Annotated in this window: 15 protein-coding genes and 1 riboswitch; of the genes, 9 read left to right on the forward strand and 6 right to left on the reverse strand. The window is 71.1% G+C overall.

Features of this window, described 5'->3' with window-relative positions; genetic code table 11:
• Positions 1 to 3 precede the first annotated feature (3 nt).
• The 3 genes from JHD21_RS03300 to JHD21_RS03310 form a co-directional block, all read right to left on the reverse strand.
• Positions 4 to 987 (reverse strand): NlpC/P60 family protein, encoded by a 984-nt coding sequence (locus JHD21_RS03300; protein ID WP_292671615.1) that lies wholly within the window; start codon positions 985 to 987, stop codon positions 4 to 6.
• 24 nt (positions 988 to 1011) lie between these two features.
• A riboswitch (cyclic di-AMP (ydaO/yuaA leader) is annotated at positions 1012 to 1168 on the reverse strand.
• A gap of 168 nt (positions 1169 to 1336) precedes the next feature.
• Complete coding sequence (locus tag JHD21_RS03305) at positions 1337 to 1543, reverse strand: hypothetical protein (RefSeq protein ID WP_292671617.1); 207 nt, start codon at positions 1541 to 1543, stop codon at positions 1337 to 1339.
• 48 nt (positions 1544 to 1591) lie between these two features.
• Positions 1592 to 1834: a hypothetical protein gene (locus JHD21_RS03310; protein WP_292671618.1), complete on the reverse strand. Its 243-nt coding sequence runs from the start codon at positions 1832 to 1834 to the stop codon at positions 1592 to 1594.
• 99 nt (positions 1835 to 1933) lie between these two features.
• Between JHD21_RS03310 and JHD21_RS03315 the strand changes: the two genes are divergently transcribed.
• The 5 genes from JHD21_RS03315 (at position 1934) to JHD21_RS03335 (ending at position 11316) form a co-directional block, all read left to right on the forward strand.
• Positions 1934 to 3721, forward strand: a complete 1788-nt coding sequence (locus JHD21_RS03315; protein WP_292671619.1) for a DEDD exonuclease domain-containing protein — start codon at positions 1934 to 1936, stop codon at positions 3719 to 3721.
• A 123-nt stretch (positions 3722 to 3844) separates the two neighbouring features.
• Entirely contained in the window at positions 3845 to 7828 is a 3984-nt protein-coding gene (locus JHD21_RS03320) for a hypothetical protein (protein WP_292671620.1), read from the forward strand.
• A 58-nt stretch (positions 7829 to 7886) separates the two neighbouring features.
• The gene (locus tag JHD21_RS03325) at positions 7887 to 8165 is read left to right on the forward strand and encodes an Lrp/AsnC ligand binding domain-containing protein (RefSeq protein ID WP_292671621.1); all 279 of its coding nucleotides are present in this window, start codon (positions 7887 to 7889) and stop codon (positions 8163 to 8165) included.
• Positions 8166 to 8458: 293 nt separating this feature from the next.
• Entirely contained in the window at positions 8459 to 9859 is a 1401-nt protein-coding gene (locus JHD21_RS03330) for a DUF2142 domain-containing protein (RefSeq protein WP_292671622.1), read from the forward strand.
• A complete protein-coding gene (locus JHD21_RS03335) occupies positions 9856 to 11316 on the forward strand; it encodes a hypothetical protein (protein ID WP_292671623.1) in 1461 nt (486 codons plus the stop codon). The genes JHD21_RS03330 and JHD21_RS03335 overlap by 4 nt, the downstream gene beginning before the upstream one ends.
• Here the strand turns inward: JHD21_RS03335 and trpD are convergent.
• From trpD to JHD21_RS03350, 3 genes are read right to left on the reverse strand one after another with little or no spacing between them, the layout of a single operon-like run.
• Positions 11313 to 12350, reverse strand: coding sequence for an anthranilate phosphoribosyltransferase (trpD, locus tag JHD21_RS03340; RefSeq protein ID WP_292671624.1), 1038 nt, complete (start codon positions 12348 to 12350; stop codon positions 11313 to 11315). The genes JHD21_RS03335 and trpD overlap by 4 nt on opposite strands.
• Before the next feature lie 7 nt (positions 12351 to 12357).
• Positions 12358 to 12765, reverse strand: a complete 408-nt coding sequence (locus JHD21_RS03345) for a hypothetical protein (RefSeq protein ID WP_292671661.1) — start codon at positions 12763 to 12765, stop codon at positions 12358 to 12360.
• Between the two features lie 21 nt (positions 12766 to 12786).
• Positions 12787 to 13674 carry a cytochrome c oxidase assembly protein gene (locus JHD21_RS03350; RefSeq protein ID WP_292671626.1) on the reverse strand — a complete coding sequence of 296 codons (888 nt, stop codon included), beginning with the start codon at positions 13672 to 13674 and terminating at the stop codon, positions 12787 to 12789.
• 94 nt (positions 13675 to 13768) lie between these two features.
• On the opposite strand from JHD21_RS03350, the gene JHD21_RS03355 reads away from it, so the two are divergent.
• Genes JHD21_RS03355 through JHD21_RS03370 form a run of 4 tightly spaced genes read left to right on the forward strand, consistent with a single transcriptional unit; the run spans position 13769 to position 18226 of the window.
• Positions 13769 to 14389, forward strand: a complete 621-nt coding sequence (locus JHD21_RS03355) for a heme-copper oxidase subunit III (protein ID WP_292671663.1) — start codon at positions 13769 to 13771, stop codon at positions 14387 to 14389.
• A gap of 17 nt (positions 14390 to 14406) precedes the next feature.
• Positions 14407 to 15294 carry a c-type cytochrome gene (locus JHD21_RS03360; protein WP_292671627.1) on the forward strand — a complete coding sequence of 296 codons (888 nt, stop codon included), beginning with the start codon at positions 14407 to 14409 and terminating at the stop codon, positions 15292 to 15294.
• Between the two features lie 56 nt (positions 15295 to 15350).
• On the forward strand, positions 15351 to 16454 hold the full coding sequence (locus JHD21_RS03365) for a Rieske 2Fe-2S domain-containing protein (RefSeq protein ID WP_292671665.1): 1104 nt from the start codon (positions 15351 to 15353) through the stop codon (positions 16452 to 16454).
• Between the two features lie 11 nt (positions 16455 to 16465).
• Entirely contained in the window at positions 16466 to 18226 is a 1761-nt protein-coding gene (locus tag JHD21_RS03370; protein WP_292671629.1) for a cytochrome bc complex cytochrome b subunit, read from the forward strand.
• Positions 18227 to 18252 lie beyond the last annotated feature (26 nt).

Raw genomic sequence — 18252 nt, forward strand, 5'->3', positions numbered from 1 at the left:
GGCTCAGCCGGGGCGGACGGCGCCGACGTAGGGCATGGAGTAGAGCTCGGCGACCCGGACGCCCGCACCCGGGTTGGCGGCGTGCACGATCAGGCCGTTGCCGATGTAAATCCCGACGTGGCTGATGGGCGAGTAGTAGAAGACGAGGTCGCCCGGACGCAGCTCGCTGGCAGGGATGTGCGGGCCGGAGCCGTACTGGGCGCTCGAGGAGTGCGGCAGCCCGACGCCCGCCTGGGCCCAGGCCATCATCGTGAGACCGGAGCAGTCGAACGCGTTGGGCCCGGCCGCGCCGTAGACGTAGGAGTCACCGACCTGGGCCATCGCGTACTCGAGAGCGGCGGACGCGCGGCCGGAGGTCTCCACACCGGAGGGGAGGCGGACCGAGCCGCGGGAGAGCAGCGCGGCGCGCTCCTCCTCCTCGAGACGTTCGAGCAGCGCCTCGGCCTCGCCGTGCTTCTCCTCGATCTCGGCCTTCTCCTTGGCCAGGAGGGCCTCGGTGCGCTCGATCTCGGCGAGTCGCTCGGCGGTCGCCTTCGCGCGGAGGTCCAGGGCCTTGGCCTGGTCCGCGTACGCGTCGAAGAGCTGGGCCTGGACACCCTGGTAGGCCGACATCGTGGAGAGTCCGGAGAGGAACCCGCTCGGGTCGTCGGAGACGATCACCTCACCGACGGCCGCCAGGCTCTGACCCTGGTACTGGCTGACGATGGAGTCCTGGAGCTCGTCGCGGGCCGCATCGAGGGTGGCGTCCTGACGCTGCTGGTCGGCGTTCAGCGAGTCCAGGTCCCGCTCGAGCTCTGCGAGCTCGAGCTCGGCGTCGTTGAGGCGCTCGGAGGCCTGCTCGGCCTCGTGGTAGAGCCGGTCGACGCGCGCCTGCACGTCCTCGATGTCCGGCTCGGCCTGGGCGGGCGACGAGGCGCCGAGCCCAAGGGTTGCGAAGAGCGCGATGCCCGAGAGGGCCGTGACGATTCGCCACCGGGGGTGGTGCACGGTCGAGGGGTCTCCTTGGCGTCGTACGCCTACCGGGTGAGCTGACGGGTTCGGGCACGACTTGCCCTACCACCGCTCCTCACGGCCGCCTCTCGACGGTCGCACCTCACGGCGGATTCACCCCAGGTGCCCAGCCTTCGGGCAGGTGGTTCCCCGGCTCCCGGCGGACCGGGACTCAGCGCGGCGCCCGCGCGGACCGGCTGGTCCACTTCCACGAGCACCTGGACACGCACGCTAACGGTCCGTGCTCCGGTCGTCCAAACCTCAACCGTCCGCGCCGGGGAGATTTTCCGCACGTTGCGTCACACCATTCACATCCGTCACTCAGACCTCAGCCCTCAGCTCGACCTCACGCCGATTCGACCTCCGGCCCGGACACGGGCTGGACCAGCCGCAGCGGCGGCACCAGGCCGCCCCGGGCCAGCACGTCCAGGGCGCGTTGCTCGTCGTCGTCGAAGGTGAGCTCGGGCGGCGGCCCGAGGAGCACCGTCACCACACAGTCGTGGCAGGCCAGACCCCTCACCACACAGGTGTCGCAGTCGATGCGTGTCGTCATGTCCCCGACGGTGACAGAGCCCACCGACAGTGGGCGGCCGGGCGGCCCTCAGCCGACGTCGCTGCGCGCCACGAGCTCGATCGCGTCCGACCGGCCGCACCACCGGCAGGTCACCGACTCCACCGTCTCGTCGAGCACGTCGGTCTCCTCGACCTGGTGCGACCCGGCGAGGTCGAAGTGCCAGAACTCCGTGGTCGTGCGGGTGCGCCGTACGTCGAACCGGGTGAGGTTGCCGCAGCCGCCGCAGCGCCACCGGCTGGCGGCGTCCGGCAGGCCCGGGGTGGCGGTCACGCCCCACACCCTAGGAGGACCTCAGGAGGAACAGCCCCCGAGCCCGGGGTCCGGCGTGGGTGCCGGGCGATGTCGGCGACCGGACCTACCGTCGCAGGCATGGGTGACGGGACGTCGATGACGCCGGAGGTCGCGCGCTGGGAGTGCCAGCGCACCTTCGACGAGCTCGGCCGCCCCCTGCGCGACGTCACGTTCACCGTCGTCGACCTCGAGACGACCGGCGGTTCGGCCGAGGCCGGCTCGATGATCACCGAGATCGGCGCGGTCAAGGTGCGCGGCGGTGAGGTGCTCGGCGAGTTCCAGACGCTGGTCAACCCGCACACCGAGATCCCGCCGTTCATCGCCGTGCTCACCGGCATCAGCAACTCGATGGTCAGCGACGCCCCACCCATCGACTCGGCACTGCCCGCCTTCCTCGAGTTCGCGGCCGGCACCGTCCTGGTCGCCCACAACGCCCCGTTCGACGTGGGGTTCCTGCGTCACTTCGCCGAGCGGCAGGGCCGGCCCTGGCCCAGGTTCGAGGTCGTCGACACGGCCAAGCTGGCCCGCCGGGTGATCACCCGTGACGACGCGCCGAACTGCAAGCTGTCGTCCCTGGCCCTGGCGTTCCGCTCCACGACCACGCCCAACCACCGCGCGCTCTCCGACGCCCGGGCGACGGTCGACGTGCTGCACGGCCTGATGGAACGGCTGGGCGGGCTCGGCGTCCACACGCTCGAGGAGCTGCAGACCTTCTCGTCCCGGGTGTCGACCGCCCAGCGGAAGAAGCGGCACCTCGCTGAGGGGCTGCCGCACGCACCGGGCGTCTACCTGTTCCGCGACGACCGCGGCCAGGTCCTCTACGTCGGCACGTCGCGCGACCTGCGCACCCGGGTCCGCAGCTACTTCACCGCCTCGGAGACCCGGTCCCGGATGGGCGAGATGGTCGGTCTCGCCCAGAGCGTCCAAGGGATCACGTGCAGCACTGCCCTCGAGGCGGAGGTCCGCGAGCTGCGCCTCATCGCCCAGCACAAGCCGCGCTACAACCGTCGCTCCCGGTTCCCGGAGAAGGTCCACTTCGTCAAGCTGACCCGCGAGGCGTGGCCCCGGCTCTCGCTGGTCAAGAAGGTCCTGGACGACGATGCCGACTACCTCGGCCCGTTCGGGTCACGTCAGGTCGCGGAGAAGTGCCTGGCCGCCCTGCACGAGACGTTCCCCGTGCGCCAGTGCTCCGACCGCTTCGGGCGACAGCCGTCACGGACGCCCTGCGTGCTCGCCGAGATGGGTCGGTGCCTGTCCCCGTGCGACGGCAGCGTCGACCACGCGACGTACGCCTCGGTCGTCCGGGTGCTGCGCGACACCCTGCTGCAGCGGCCCGACGAGGTGGTCGAGGCGATCAACAGCCGGATGGCCGGCCTCGCCGAGGACCAGCGCTTCGAGGAGGCGAGCGTCCATCGCGACCGGCTGGCAGCCTTCGTCCGGGCCAGCTCGCGGACGCAACGGCTCTCCTCCCTGACCCGGTGCCCGGAGCTGGTCGCGGTGCGGCGCGAGGACGACGGTCGCTGGGCGGTGCACGTCGTGCGCTACGGCCGGCTCGCGGCCGCCGGCGTGATCCCGTCGGGCGCCGATGCCCGTCAGTACGTCGAGGAGCTGGGCGACTCCGCCGAGACGGTGCTGCCCGGTCTCGGACCGGTCGGCGCGGCCACGGCCGAGGAGTCCGAGAAGGTGCTGCGCTGGCTGGAGTCGCCCGGCGTGCGCCTCGTCGACGTCCAGGGCGAGTGGAGCTGCCCGGTGTTCGGCGCCGGCGGACGGACCGCCGTCCACGACGCCGTGGAGGAGTCCCGGCGCGCCCTGGTGCCGTTCGGGGAGCGGCGCGACCTCTCGCCCGTGGCCCGACCCGCCAGGTGACCCGACTCGTCGTTCCGACTGACCGGTAGTCCCTTCGGACCATTTGTCCTGGTTCGACCACGGGGCCTCGAGAGCCGACCTACGGTGGCGCGAACTGCGCCCTCCGTTGCTCAAGGAGCTCTTGTGAGCCGATCTCGGTCCCTCGTCCGCGTCCTGGCGATGCTCGTCGTCACGCCTGTGGCCTTCGTGGGACTGGTGTCGGTGAACGCTCCGGCCGCCGTCGCGAACCAGCCGACGAGCCTGTCGCCGGCGGAGGGCAGCACGGTGGCGGGCCTCCCGGTCTTCTCCTGGGACAGGGTGCCGGGAGCCGCGCGGTACGACGTCCAGATCGCCACCAACGCGTCGTTCAGCAACATCGTCGTCGCCGAGAGCACGGTCAACCACCAGTACGTCGTCCGGACCCAGCTGCCCAACGGCGACCTGTGGTGGCGGGTGCGGGTCAGCGGCTCGAATCCCTGGACCGCTGCCGGGTTCCGGCGCTCGCCCGGCGCGGCACCGACCCAGACCGGACCTGCCGACGGTGCGGTGCTCCCCCAGCCCCAGTCGCCACCCAAGCTCTCGTGGAACCCGGTCGCGGGAGCGACGGCCTACGAGCTCGAGTACGGGACCGATCCCAACTTCACCGACACCGCCCAGAAGACCAGCCGGTTCACCCGCGGCACGACCTTCGTGGTCCCCCTCCAGCAGCCCAACACCTACTACTGGCACGTCCGGGCCGAAGCCGGCCCCGGCAACTACACCGACTGGTCGGCCGTCCGCTCCTACGTCGACCCGGGACTGGCCGCGCCGCTGCGCGTGTCGCCGGTTCCTGACCCGGCGAACCCGAACGTCGCCCCGGTCGTCCAGGACGCCGTGCTCAGCTGGACCCCGGTGCCCGGGGCCGCGAGCTACGACCTGCAGGTCAGCACGGACCGCAACTTCCTGACCGTCGTGGAGGACCGACGCGGGATCAGGGGAACCACCTACGCCCGTCCGGGCACCCTGAACAACGACCAGTACTTCTGGCGGGTCCGCGCCGTCGACGCCGCCGGCTACCGGCCGGCCTGGCCGTCGACGTCGGACGCCTGGAGCTTCCGTCGCAACTGGCCGGACCAACCGGAGCTGGAGTACCCGCTCGACGAGTCCACCGTCGGTGACCCGTTCTACTTCCAGTGGACCGGCACCCAGCTCGCCAGCACGTACGTCGTGGAGCTCAGCACCAACGACAGCTTCACGCCCGAGTCCTCGGTCATCAGGTGCCGCACCGTGAAGACGACCTTCACGCCGGCAGCCAACGGCGACTGCTGGCCGGGCGCCGCCGGCACCTACTTCTGGCGGGTCAAGGCCATCGACGACTACTCGAGCCCGGCCCCGGTCTCGGACCTGATCTCGGCGGAGGTCTTCAGCTTCACCTACGACCCCGAGCTGGTCTCGCTGCAGAGCCCGTCCCAGGGCGAGTCGGTGACCGTCCCGACGCTGTCGTGGGCAGCGAGCGCGGGGGCCTCCTACTACGACGTCACCGTCACCAACATCGCGACGAGCGCGGTCACCTCGGGCCGCACCGCCGGTGTGTCGTGGACCCCCTGGCACATCCTGGAGCCGGGGACGTACCGGTGGAGCGTCAGAGCCGTCAGCGAGGACGGGCGCGCAGGGTCGAGCGTCCTTCCGGCATGGCAGCGCACGTTCACCGTCGTCTCGTCCCCTCCCGCCACGGCGACGACCCCCGCCCCGACGTCGCCCAACGCGGTCCACAGGCACCAGCCCACGCTCACCTGGACCCCGGTGACGAACGCCACGGGCTACCGGCTCTACATGCGGCGCGGGAGCAGTGGTGGGTGGCAGGAGGTCGGCAACTTCCCCTACCCCGCCGGGGAGGACACCGGCACCAGCCGTCTCGCGTCTGGCAACTACCAGTGGTTCGTCGAGGCCTACAGCGGCGGCACGGTCATCGCCAGCGGCGCGATCGGGACCTTCACGCTGGCCCCACCCGCCGTCGTGACCGGATACCGCGCCGCCATCACGGGCAACCACCTGACCGGCGCCGCCGGGACACCCGTCGTGGACTGCGACGCCACCCTGCCGGCGAGCTGCCAGAACCTCCGCCAGACGCCGGTCCTCTCCTGGGACGCGCACCCGGACACCGCCTACTACAGGCTCTGGGTGTCCTACGACGCCGAGCTGACCAACCTCGTTCCCCGGCTGGGTGGGATCCGCGTCTACAGCACCATGTGGTCCGACACCGTGGCACTCCCCGACAGCCAGGCCGGGACCGCCTACTTCTGGACCGTCCAGCCGTGCCGGGCGAGCGACGCCTGTGCGCCCCTGCAGCACGCCGAGCACTCGTTCAACAAGCTGAGCAACGCGGTCAAGCCCCTCGCCCCGCTGGAAGGCGATGTGGTGAGCAACGCCGTCCAGTTCCGCTGGGAGGACTACCTGCAGACCGTGAGCACCGCGGACAACTCCGACTCCAACCCGTCGACGCCCGCCACGACCGAGGCCCTCTACTACCGGGTCGAGGTGGCGACGGACCCCCAGTTCGACGCGGTGATCGACAGGTTGGAGGTCGACCAGCGCAGCGTCGTCTCGCCGCACACCACCTACCCGGAGGGCCCGCTGTGGTGGCGGGTCCAGGCCGTCGACGGCTCCGGCAACCCGCTGACCTGGAGTGACCCCGTCGCGTTCACGAAGCGCTCGCCGGTCCCGGTCCTCACCAGCCCCGTCGACGACGCGGTCGTGGCCGGCGACCAGGCCCTCGAGTGGCAGGGCGCCGATTTCGGCGTCACCTACGACGTCGAGATCTACCGCAACGGGGACACCGGCGCCAACCCGGTCAACCGGGTGCGGGTCGACTACAACGACCCGCGCCAGACGTTCGCCCTGGACGCGCCGCTGCCGGCCAGCGGCAACCCCTACGTGTGGCGAGTACGCCGCAACGACGTCAGCGGTCGCAACGGCGACTGGAACACGGCGGCCAGTCCCACGGCGTGGGGACGGTTCCGGGTCAGGGACGTGGTCCCGACACTGGTCGCGCCGGTCGGCGGAGCGCGGGTGGAACCTTCCGACGGCCTGTTCACCTGGCTGCCGCAGAACGCGGCCAGCAGCTACCGGGTCGAATGGCGCTTGGCCGGCAGCGGCAGTGCTCCCTACTACGCCACGACGCACGCCACCGCCTGGGCGCCGGTCGACACCCTGGGTGGAGGGGACTGGGAGTGGCGGGTCACCGCCGTCGACATCACGGGCGTCGACATGGGCACGTCTGCCTGGACCCGGTTCCTGGTCGTCGACACGCCGACCGCCCAGCCCGGGGTGAGCATCTCCGGCAACGGGCAGGTCGGCACCCTGCTCACGGCGACGGCTCCGGTCTGGGACATGCCGGACGTGGCCACGACCTACCAGTGGTACCGGGGCGACTGGCCGGTCCCCGGAGCCACGGCGACGACGTACACCGTGGTCGGCGACGACGTCGACCGCCCGCTCACCGTCCGGGCGACCGGCGCCCGGGACGGCTACAAGAACGGCGTCTCGACCAGCAACGTCATCCACGGCTCGCTCGGCGCGGTCGTGCAGCCGACCGAGGTGCCCACGATCACCGGCGTCGCCGCGGCCCGCGAGACGCTCACCGCGCAACCGGGCACCTGGCCCGGCTCCCCGACGTACGCCTACCAGTGGTTCGTCGACGGACAGGCCGTCGCCCGGGAGACCGGTCAGGCCTACGTGGTGCGGACCCGGGACGCGGGCCTGCCGGTGTCGGTGCGGGTCACCGCCACGACTGCCGGCTACGCCCCCGGTTCGGCGATGAGCGCGCCGAGGGCGGTGTCCAAGCTGTCGAGCAAGACCACGGCGACGGCACAGGTCAAGAAGATCACCACACGCGACCGTGGCGTGCTCGACGTCTACGTGGAGATGTTCGACTACGCGACCACGCTGGGTGCGGTGAAGGTGACCGACGCGGGCAAGGTCATCGCCACCACGGCGCTGAAGGCGAACGGCGACGGGCGCCTGGTGATCCGGCTGAAGAAGCTGAAGGTCGGCAAGCACAAGCTGGTCGTCAGCTACACCGGCAGCTCGGCCACCGCCCCGTCGCAGGCGAAGCCGCTGGTGATCAAGGTGGTCAAGGTCAGGAGATGACCAGGAGCTGAGCGGTCCGGAGACCGGCTACGGTTCGGCCATGCCCTAGATTCGAGCCGTGATCACCGCCGTTGTCTTCGTGAAGGCCGACGTCGCCCGGATCCCGGAGGTCGCCGAGGCGATCGCCGCTCTGGAGGGTGTCAGCGAGGTCTACTCGGTGACCGGTCAGATCGACCTGATCGCGCTGGTGCGGGTGCACGACCACGAGGCCGTGGCCACCACGGTCGCCGACCGGCTCAACAAGGTCCCCGGAGTGATCTCGACCGAGACCCACATCGCGTTCCGCACCTACTCCCGGCACGACCTGGAAGCGGCGTTCTCGCTCGGTCTGGAGTGAGGATCCCGCCGCAGGGCGGGGCCGGGCCGGCCGTGGAACTGGGCCTGGTCAATTGGCGCAAACAGGTCTAGCGCAGCCGTCGATCCTCGTAGCCTTGACGAGACCCGCAGGCACGACGGCTCCGCCGAGGAGAGACCCCAGATGCGACTGCCCAGCGTCGCCGCTCGCGGCGACCTCGCCACCGTCGGTCGGCTGACCCGTCACGCCACGGGGCGATGACCAGCCTCGGGGCAGCGCCCACCGCGCCGGCCGCACCCTCCACCCGGTCCGTCCCGGGCCGAACGGTCCTTCTGGTGCTGCTGGGCCTGGCCGTCGTCCAGGCGGCGTGGATCTGCGTCGTCGCGCCCTACGGAGGGGCGGACGAGATCGAGCACGCCTACCGCGCCGACGCCACCGCGCACGGCGAGTTCCTTCCTGACTACGTGGTCGGACCCGGTGGGCGCGGTGAGCTCCTGTCGGTGCGGGAGTCGCTGGTGGACGCGGCTCGGCCCGAGTGCGTGGCGCTGGCACTGGCCGCGCCGGACAAGTGCCAGCCCGTCGAGCGCCTCGACGACGGTCGCGTGCTGGTCGCCAGCTCGGCCGCCAGGTACAACCCGGTCTTCTACGCCGTCATCGGCACCGCCGCGCTGCCCTTCGAGGGCACGGCGGCGCTCTACGCGATGCGCGCGTGCACGGCCCTGATCTGCGTGCTGCTGCTCACCTGGGCCTTCCTCGTCACCGCGCGCCGGCGCTCCCGGTGGCCGACGGTGGGCCTCCTGCTGGCGATGACCCCCGTGGTGACCTACAGCGCCTCGGTCGCCGCCCCCAACGGCGTGGAGCTGTGTGCCGCGATGCTCGCGTGGTGCGCCGGCCTCGCCGCCGTGGACCGTCTGAGGAACGGGGACCAGATCGGCTCGTCCACGCTTGCCGCCCTCACCGTCGGCCTGGTGCTCGTGGGGCTGCCCCGCACGTTGGGACCGCTGTGGGTGGCCGTCATCGTCGGGGCCCTGGTCCTCCTGGCGCCGGCCGCCCAGTGGGCCGCCGCCGTCCGGAGCCGGCCGCGTCGCTGGTGGGCGTCGATCTGCCTGGTCATCGCCTCGTGCGGGGCGGGCGCTCTGTGGACCATGGTCTCCGGCGCCAACCAGCCGAAGCTGGAGGGGCTCGAGTTCGAGGGCTCCCCGTTCCCCGGGATCCTGATCCAGCCCATCGTGTGGCTCCTCCAGTCGATCGGGGTCTTCCCCCTGCGCGACGAGTTCGCCCCCTGGCCGGTCTACGCCCTCGTGCTCGCGGTGTGGGGGGCGTTGCTGTTCATCGCTCCGAGGACCGCACTCCGTCGCGAGCGGCTCGCGGTGCTCGTGCTGGTGGTGGGCCTGACCGCCCTGCCCGTCTGCCTCACCCTCCTCACGTACAGCGACCTCGGCTTCGCCTGGCAGGGGCGTTACACCTGGCCCGCTGCCTGCGGCGTGATCCTGATCCTCGCCGAGTCCTGCCGAGGTGACGGCTCGGAGACCGACCGGGTGCTGCTCCCGGCCGTGCTCGCCATGGGGGCCGTGGTCCACGTCATCTCGCAGCGATCGGTCCAGCTGGGTGAATCGACCGACGCCGCCACCGCGACCGCCGTGGGCGGACTGCTCGTCCCGATGCTCTCGGTCCTGGGCTTCGGCCTCCTCTGGCTCGGGCTCACCCGGCACCGCCGAGAACCGGCTCGACCATGAGCAGGGCCCGGTCGACCCTCCCGGACCTGGACGCGGCCTCCGACGGCACGCCCGAGGGCGAGGGCCGAGACCCCGTCTCGGCCGCGGTGCGCTGGATCCTCCCCTACGCCGTGCTCACCGGCGTGCTGCTGCTGATGGTCAGGCTCGCGGCGAAACCGCTCGACAACACCGACACCTACTTCCACCTGAGGTTCGGTCACGAGTTCCTGACCGGCAGCTGGGAGCTCGGCCGGCCGGGCTCGGTGACCGGCTTCGCGACGGCCGACTGGGTGCCGACGCAGTGGCTCACGCAGGTGGTGATGGCCAGGTTCGAGGACTGGTTCGGCCTTCCTGGCGTCGCGTGGCTCTCCGGCCTGCAGTTCCTCATGCTGGCCGTCACGTTCTTCGTGGTCGCCCGGCGACGGGCGGACCCCGTCATCGCGGTGCCGCTCGTCATGGTCGCTCTGTGCGCGTCCGCCGCGGGCATGTCGATGCGCCCCCAGGTGCTGAGCTACGTCCTGGTCGCCGTGACCACCTCGCTCTGGCTCCGCGCCCAGGAGACGGGACGCCCGCCCTGGGTCCTCGTGCCGCTCACCTGGGTCTGGGCGATGTGTCACGGGATGTGGCCGGTCGGCATCGTCATCGGGGTGACCGTCGTGGTCGGCGCGTGCCTGGACCAGAGGTCGACCAGGAGCCTGCGGCAGCTTGCCGTCCCCGCCTTGTCCGCGGCCGCCGCCTGCGCGACACCGGTCGGACCCCGGCTCGTCGAGGCGGTGCTCACGGTCAGCTCACGGGGCGAGTACTTCAGCGAGTGGGGCACGCCGGTCTTCACCGAGCTGAACACCATCGCGGCCCTGGGCCTGCTGGGCGCCGCGACCGTGATCGCGATCCGGCGCGGCAGCACCTGGGTCCACATCCTGCTGATCGGGCTGGCCGCCGCGTGGACCGTCTACTCGCTGCGCACCGTGCCGGTGGCCGCCGCGATGCTGGCGCCGGTGCTCGCCGCGAGCGCGCAGCGTCTGGTCGGACCCCGCTCCCCCACCCTGCGGGCGGAGCGCTACTGGGTGGCCGGCGCCGTGGTGGCCGCGCTGGCGCTGCTCGCGGCCCAGGTTCCCGACGCCGCCGACCGGCCACCGGCCGCACTCCGGTCGCTCGACCAGCCGCTCTCCGAGCTGCCGAGCGGCACCAGGCTGCTCACCGACACGGGCTACGGCGGCTACGTCGTGTGGCGCTTCCCGGAGCTCGAGGTGTTCAGCCACGGCTACGGCGACACCTACACCACCGCCGAGCTCGACCGGGACGCCACGGTGTCCGAGCTGCGGTCCGGATGGCTGGAGATCATCCGCGACGACGAGCTCGGCTACGCCGTGCTGGATCCCGACTCCGAGCTCGCCTACGCGTTGCGTGAGCTCGCCGGCTGGCGGGTCGTGGAGGAGTCCTCGTCGTTGCAGCTCCTGGCCTCGTCGCCGCCGGCCTAGGCCGAGGAGGCCTCGACCCAGCGCTCGAGAGTCTGCTGCGCGGCACCGCTGTCGACGGCCTCCGCCGCCCGGAGGATGCCTGCGGCGAGCTGCTCGTCGAGCGACTCCTGCGTCGCGTCGTACGCCGCCTCGTGGACGGCCAGGGCAGCACCGGCGTTGAGCAGGACCGCGTCGCGCACGGGCCCGGTCTCCCCCGCGAGCAGCCGGCGCACCACCTCGGCGTTGTGCGCCGCGTCGCCGCCCCGGAGGTCCTCGACCGTGGCCGGCGCCAGGCCGTGCGCCGCGGGGTCGATGCTCGCGGTCGTGACCTCGCGGTCCCTGACCACCCACATCGACGACGTGGTCGTGGTCGTGAGCTCGTCGAGACCGTCGTCGCCACGGAAGACCCAGGCGTCCACGCCGCGCTGGGCGAACACGCCGGCCATCACGGGAGCCATCCGGGGGTCCGCGCAGCCGATCGCGTTGGCCTGGGGGCGAGCGGGGTTGGCCAGGGGGCCCAGGAAGTTGAACGTCGTGCCGATGCCGAGCTCCCGGCGGGGCACGGCGGTGTGCCGCATCGCCGGGTTGAACGCGGCGGCGAACAGGAAGGTGATGCCGACCTCCGTGGCCAGCGCCGCCACCCGGCCCGGCGGTAGGTCCAACCGGACACCGAGCGCCTCCAGTACGTCCGCCGAGCCGGACTGCGAGGACGCTGAGCGGTTGCCGTGCTTGACCACGCGCGCGCCCGCACCCGCGGCGACGATGGCGGCCATCGTCGAGATGTTGACCGACATCGACCGGTCGGCGCCGGTGCCGACGACGTCGAGCAGCCGACCCTCGACCGCGATGGGTGTCGCGTGCTCGGCCATGGCGTCGACCAGCCCGCCGACCTCCTCGACGGTCTCGCCCTTGGCCCGCAGGGAGACCGCGAAGCCGGCGATCTGCGCCGAGGTCGCCTCGCCGCCGAGGATCTCCCCCATCGCCCACGCCGTCTGGGCGCTCGTGAGGTCGGTGCGCGCGACGAGCGCGCCCAGGACCTCGGGCCAGGTGGACACGGACTGCTCAGGCGGTCGCAGGGGTCCGCGGTCGCAGCAGCGCCACCGCGGTCTCGGCGAGCTCGATCGGGTCGATCGGGTGCGGCACCGCGCCGTCGGCCCGCGACCAGGTGGCCAGCCAGGCGTCCTGCGGCCGACCGGTCAGCACCAGCAGCGGCGGGCACTGGTAGATCTCGTCCTTGAGCTGCTTGGCGATGCCCATGCCGCCGGCCGGCACGGCTTCCCCGTCGAGGATGGCCAGGTCGATCCCGCCGGCGTCCATGTTCTGGATCACGACCGGCTCGGTCGCCACCTCGACGTAGGTGACCTCGGGCAGGTCCGGGTGCGGCCGCCGGCCGAGCGCGAGGATGACCTGCTGCCGGGTGTTCACGTCGTCGCTGTAGACGAGGACCCTGAGCCGGTCCTGGTCGCGCATCTGGTCGGCCACGCCTGGATGCTATCGCTGCGAGCTCTGCTCCCGTGCCTCGAGCCGGTCGAGCCGGCGATCCTCGCGCTCCGCCTCCCGCATCGAGGAGCGCACCCACTGCACGAACAGCACGCCGAACAGGACCAGCCCGATCAGGTCCCCGCTGGCCCACAGGATGCCGCCGGCGAGGTGCTGGTCGTCGAGGGCGTCCGGCAGCCACGAGTAGCCCGCCCGCTCGCGCAGGGCGGTGTAGTGCGCGCCGCCGAGCAGGGTCTCCTGACCCATGATCGTGACCCCGAGGAACGCGTGGAACGGGAGCGTGAGGACCGCCAGCATCATCCGGAACGGGTAGCCGACCCGTCCCGGGAGCGGGTCCACACCGACCAGGGGCCAGAAGAACAGGGCACCGACGGCCACGAGGTGCACGTGCATCATCTCGTGGACGTACGCCGAGTCCAGCGATGCGGCGTACCAGCCGGAGAAGTAGAGCGCCCAGGGCGAGATGACGTAGAGGAGCAGTGTCAGCGGCGGGAAGGACAGCACCTGCGCGACCCGGGAGTGAAGGACGGCCAGCAGCCAGCGACGCGGGCCCGGCGGCAGGGTGCGCAGCGCCAGGGTGACCGGTGCCCCGAGCGCCAGGGCGAGCGGGACCAGCATCGACAGCACCATGTGCTGGACCATGTGCACGCTCAGCAGGGTGGTGTCGTACGCCGCCAGACCCGATGACGTGGCGACGTAGAAGAGGCCCATCCCGACACCCACGAACATGACCGTCCGACCCAGGGGCCAGGCGTCGCCGCGGCGGTGGAGGGCCCGCACGCCGACCAGGTAGAGACCGGCAGCCCAGACCGTGAGGACCAGGGGCACTGGGTCCAGTCCCCACTCGGTGATGACCCTGCCCAGGTCGAACGGTGGCACCCGTCCACAGTAGGCCTGCGAAACACCCGGCCCCGGGTCTGGCCCCCGGAGCAGGTCACGACATAATGACCGCGTGGCGACAGCAGCGACGACCATTCCGGCCTCCCGTCTTCACGGGCACCACGACCGGCCGAGCATGGTCAGCGTCGGCACGATCATCTGGCTCTCCAGCGAGCTGATGTTCTTCGCGGCCCTGTTCGCGGCCTACTTCACGATCCGTTCGGTGAGCCCGGAGCTCTGGGCGCAGAACACCGGGCTGCTCAACATCCCGTTCGCCTCGGTCAACACCACGATCCTGGTGCTGTCGTCCCTGACCTGCCAGCTCGGCGTGTTCGCGGCCGAGCGCGGTCAGGTGGGCCGCCGCGGGTCGCTGTTCGACGTGCGCGGTTGGGGCCTGCGTGAGTGGTTCATCCTCACGTACTTCATGGGGGCGATCTTCATCGCCGGGCAGGTCACCGAGTACGTCACCCTCGTCCAGGAGGACGTGACCATCTCGAGCTCGGCCTACGGCTCGATGTTCTACCTGACCACGGGCTTCCACGGCCTCCACGTCACCGGCGGACTGGTGGCATTCCTGCTCGTCCTGGGCCGCACCTACATCGCCCGGCGCTTCACCCACGAGCAGGCGGTCAGCGCCATCGTGGTGTCCTACTACTGGCACTTCGTCGACGTCGTCTGGATCGGGCTGTTCGCCACGATCTACCTGATCAAGTGAGGGAGCGGATCTCCGGCATGAGGCACGTCAACGGCTGGACCAACCGCTGGGCCGGCCGTCTCTCACGGCACCGCCGCCGTCCCATCGCCGGCGCCGTCCTGCTCCTGCTCGGCCTGGTGCTGACCGGCAGCATGTACGCCGTGTTCGCGCCCGCCCAGGCGGGGTCGACCGACAGCAACGAGGAGCTCGTCCGCGAAGGACGTGCCCTCTTCCTCGTCGGCTGCTCGACCTGCCACGGCGTCAACGGCGAGGGCATCGACACCGTCAACGGCAACCAGCTCGGCCCGCCGCTGGCAGGGGTTGGCGCTGCGGCGGTCGACTTCCAGGTCGGCACCGGCCGGATGCCGATGGCCCAGCCGGGTCAGCAGAACCCGGTCAAGCCCCAGGTCTACGACCAGGACGAGATCGACGCGCTCGCCGCCTTCGTCGCCAGCCTCGCCCCCGGCCCGGCCGTGCCCGATGAGGCCGACTACTCGACGGCCGACCTCAGCGAGGAGGAGCGGGTCGAGGCGATCGCCCGAGGCGGGCTGATCTTCCGGACCAACTGCACCGCGTGCCACAACTTCGCCGGCAACGGCGGGGCGATGCCGCGCGGCGGCTACGCGCCGGACCTGAGCCAGACCGAGGCCCGCTACATCTACGAGGCGATGCTCACCGGCCCCGGCAACATGGACAACTTCTCCGACGGCAACCTGTCGCCGGAGGAGAAGCGGGACGTCATCGCCTACCTCTACTCACTGCGTGAGCAGCCCGCCTACGGCGGGTTCACCCTCGGCGGCCTCGGCCCGGTGAGCGAAGGACTGTTCGCGTGGGTGGTCGGGATCGGCGCGATGGTGGGCTTCGCCATCTGGATCGCCGCCCACACCACGCGCTCGACGAGGCAGAAGGACGGTCAGGCAGCATGACTGGGCAGATGAGTCCCGAGCACGCGCCGGACGGCACGGGGCACCAGCCGGTGGAGATGAACGACGCCGACGGGCAGCCCATCGGCCACGGACTCCCGGCGCTCCCTCCGGACGAGCCGATCAAGAACCCGGGGCTCCCGGTGCACACCTGGCGGCCCACCGACGTCGACCCCGCGATGGAGAAGCGGGCGGAGCGACAGATCGCCGCGCTCTTCGGCCTCTCGGCCGTGTGCGGGGTGCTGTTCGTGGTCGCGTACTTCAACGTGGGCGAGAACGAGACCGTCATCGGCCTGGGCGCCCAGACCGTGGCGCTGGGTTCATCTCTCGGCGGAGCCCTGCTCCTCATCGGCATCGGGATCATCCAGTGGGCCCGCAAGCTGATGGCCGACCACGAGATCGTGGAGATGCGTCACCCCGCCCGGTCGTCCGACGAGGACCGCGAGGCCACCCTCGCCCAGCTGTCCCAGGGCGCCGAGGAGTCCGGGATCGGCCGACGGCCGCTGGTCCGCAACTCGCTGCTCGGGGCCGTCACGGTCCTGCTGGCACCCGCCGTGGTCCTGTTCCGCGACCTCGGCCCGACCAACGCCCAGGTCACCGAGGCCGGCGACTACCCCGGCGCCGGTCTGGAGCACACCGTGTGGGACCGCGGCGTCCGGGTCGTCCGCGACGTCGTCGGCACGCCGATCCGTCCCTCGGACCTCGAGATCGGCGACCTCGTCAACGCCGAGCCGGAGACGATCTTCGCCGTCGACGAGGACGGTGAGCCGCTGCTGGAGGGCGTGCCGCTGCAGGTCGCCAAGTCCAAGGGCGCGGTCGTCCTCACCCGGATGGACCCCGCGGACAACACCCCCGGCGAGGGTCGTGAGGACTGGGACGTCGACGGCATCCTCTGCTACTCCAAGATCTGCACCCACGTGGGCTGCCCGATCTCGCTCAACGAGCGCAAGACCCAGCACCTGCTGTGTCCCTGCCACCAGTCGACCTTCGACCTCGCCGACTCCGCCAAGGTGATCTTCGGACCGGCGGCCCGAGCCCTCCCCCAGCTGCCGCTGATGGTGGACGAGGAGGGCTACCTGGTGGCCCAGAGCGACTTCCGTGAGCCCGTCGGCCCCAGCTACTGGGAACGTGACTCCGACGCCAGCACGACCGAGATCGAGTGACGAGGTCACGCATGAGCATCGACACGAGCAAGGTCGCCGACAGCAACACCACTGCGGCCACCGCCAAGAAGCCGAACCGCGCGGGCGCGGCCGCCACCTGGGCCGACGACCGGCTCGGGCTGGCGACGATGATGAAGAAGAACCTGCGCAAGGTCTTCCCCGACCACTGGTCCTTCATGCTGGGCGAGGTCGCCCTGTGGAGCTTCGTGGTGCTGCTGCTCTCGGGTGTCTTCCTGACCTTCTGGTACGTCCCGAGCATGGGCGAGGTGCACTACGAGGGCTCCTACGACCCGCTGCGCGGCGTCGAGATGTCGGAGGCCTACGCCTCCAGCCTGAAGCTGTCCTTCGACGTCCGCGGCGGACTGCTCATGCGGCAGATGCACCACTGGGCGGCGATGCTGTTCATCGCGGCGATGATGATCCACCTGCTCCGGGTCTTCTTCACCGGTGCGCACCGCAAGCCGCGTGAGCTCAACTGGGTCATCGGCTGCCTGCTCCTGCTGCTCGGCACGCTGGAGGGCTTCACCGGCTACTCCCTGCCGGACGACCTCCTGTCCGGCACGGGCATCCGGGCCGCGGACGGCTTCCTCAAGGCGAGCCCGGTCGTCGGCAGCTACATGTCGTTCTTCCTCTTCGGTGGCGAGTTCCCGGGTGACGCGATCATCCCGCGGTTCTACACGATCCACGTGCTGCTGATCCCCGGCCTGCTGCTCGCCCTGATCACCGCCCACATGCTGCTGCTCGTCTACCACAAGCACACGCAGTGGCCCGGCCCCGGCCGCACCGAGCACAACGTGGTCGGCTACCCGATGCTCCCGGTCTACGCCGCCAAGGCGGGCGGGTTCTTCTTCATCGTCTTCGGCGTCACCGCGCTGATGGGTGGCCTGCTGTCGATCAACCCGGTGTGGCTGTTCGGGCCCTATGACCCGTCCAAGGTCACCGCCGGTTCGCAGCCCGACTGGTACATGGGGTGGCCGGACGGTCTCCTGCGGATCATGCCGGGCTGGGAGAGCCACATCTTCGGGCACACGATCTCGTGGAACGTGATGGTCCCGATCCTGCTCGTGCCCCCGCTGATGCTCACGATCCTGATCCTCCTGCCCTTCCTGGAGTCCTGGATCACCGGTGACAAGCGGGACCACCACCTCCTGCAGCGACCGCGCAACGCACCGACCCGGACCGCGGTGATGGTGTCCCTGATGACGTTCTACGGCCTCTCCTGGGCGGCCGGCGGCAACGACCTGATCGCGATCACGTTCGACCTGTCGATCAACCAGATCACCTACTTCATGAGAGTCGCGGTGTTCCTGGGGCCGGCCTTGGCCTTCATCATCACCAAGCGCTGGTGCATCTCGCTGCAGCGCAAGGACGAGGAGGTGCTGCTCCACGGCTACGAGACCGGCATCATCATGCGGTCGCCCGAGGGCGGCTACTCCGAGCGGCACCTGCCGATCAGCGAGGCCCGGGCCTTCACCATGACCGCACGGGACCGCGACCCGGACCTGGCCGAGCTCCAGTCCGGGGAGGACGGCGTGGACGCCAACGGGCTCGAACCCAAGCGCAGCCCGCTGGCGGGCATCCGCCGTCGGCTCCAGACCACGATGTACGCCGACAACATCCAGAAGCCGACCGCCGAGGAGCTCGAGGCGGCACACCACCACGCCGAGCACGAGCACGAGCTCCAGGCGGCGATGGAGGGTGTGTCCGCCGACGGGCACCAGTTCGACGGTCACCACCTCGTCGAGGAGGAGACCCTCCGCGGCGACCACTAGCCCCACCCGCTCCGCCATCACCCGCC

The sequence above is a fragment of the Nocardioides sp. genome (assembly GCF_016462705.1).
Classification (GTDB): domain Bacteria; phylum Actinomycetota; class Actinomycetes; order Propionibacteriales; family Nocardioidaceae; genus Nocardioides.